General features: G+C 50.5%; 2 protein-coding genes. Both read right to left on the minus strand.

The features are described 5' to 3' along the window. Nucleotides 1-170: 170 nt before the first annotated feature. Complete coding sequence (locus ACTHUE_RS18965) at nucleotides 171-524, minus strand: hypothetical protein (RefSeq protein ID WP_440424172.1); 354 nt, start codon at nucleotides 522-524, stop codon at nucleotides 171-173. 130 nt (nucleotides 525-654) lie between these two features. Next, nucleotides 655-1435 (minus strand): 23S rRNA (adenine(2030)-N(6))-methyltransferase RlmJ (locus tag ACTHUE_RS18970; protein WP_440424173.1); only part of this gene is annotated, 781 nt, incomplete at its 5' end.

Raw genomic sequence — 1435 nt, forward strand, 5'->3', positions numbered from 1 at the left:
TGTCCAAACAGGCGGCGGCTACGGATTCCAGTACGCTGGCCAGCTCTTGCGGCAGTTTGTGTTCGGGCAGGTGTTGGGCTAAGAATTGGTTCAATGTCTTCATGGTTTCACTCTTTTCCTAAGTTTGAATCGGGTATTTTTCAATTTCAGGCCGTCTGAAAACGGCATATTCATTTGGTTTTGCTGTCAGCCATGCCTAAAACTTCTTTTGTGCAGGCGATGCTGGTGTCTTTGATGCGTTTTTTCAGCTCGTCGCTCATGGAGTCGCTGCCGCCTAAAAGTGAGGTTGCGTCTTCAGGATTGATTTGGTCGACTGTTTTTTCTCCGATGCAGCGGCAGATTTTTTCAGTAGTCGCGGAATCAAACGGGCTTTTTCCTGCGGCTTTTTCTACGCAGGCTTCGGTTGCCGAGCGGACAAATTCGGTGCGGAAACTTTGGGTAAATTCTTCTTTAAATTCGTTTTTTACTGATTCGCTGCACGCGCAAAGCAGGAGCGTGCAGGCTAGGGGTGTGCGTATATTCATGAGTGGACGGTCGTTAATTGTTATGTTGTGAATTGTAGTGGAAAAAGGCTTAAGTATAAAGGGTTAAGGCCGTCTGAACAGGTGTGGCGGCAAAATCGAAGCGCTTGGGTATGCGTTCAGACGGCCGCGTTTATTTCGTTTTGCTTTCCAATACATAATGCGCGCCTGCATCTTGCGCCAAAATTTTGGAAAGTTCGGGCAGATTGTTTTGCAACTGTTCGGCAAGCATGTAGGGCGGATTGATGACGAACATGCCGCTGCCGTGCATACCGAAGCCGTCGCTGCGCGGCGTATGGACATGAAGCTCGGCATGGAGATAATTGTCGGGAGCGATTTTTTTGAGTTCGTCCGGCAGTTTGCGGCTTTCTTCGCGGCTCAGGCAGGGATACCAAACCATGTAGCAGCCGGTTTCAAAGCGTTTCAAAGCATCTTTCAAGACTTGGACGACGCGGCGGTAGTCTTGTTTTTCTTCGTAGGGCGGATCAATCAAGACGGCGGCGCGGCGCGGCGGAGGAGGCAAGAGTGAAATCAAACCTTGATACCCGTCCGCTTGGCTGACCTGCACTTTACGCGCAGGACGGACTTCGCGCATATTGTTTTGCAAATGGACAAAATCGGCAGGGTGTAGCTCAAATAGGCGCATTTTGTCGCTGTCGCGCGTGAGCGCCTGTGCCAGCCAAGGCGAGCCGCAGTAAAGGTTATCTTGCGGCAGTATTTGTTTCAGACGGCCCACAAATTCGGCCAATTCGGCAGGCAGCTTGTCAGCTTGTTCCAAGAGTGCAATGCCTTGTTTGTATTCGCCGACTTTTTGCGCTTCATCGCCGCTCAAATCATACAAACCGGCACCGCTGTGCGTATCGATATACCAATAGGGCTTGTCTTTGCGGTTGAAATATTCGAGGACGAGGAAG

Source organism: Neisseria sp. P0021.S005 (assembly GCF_051956955.1).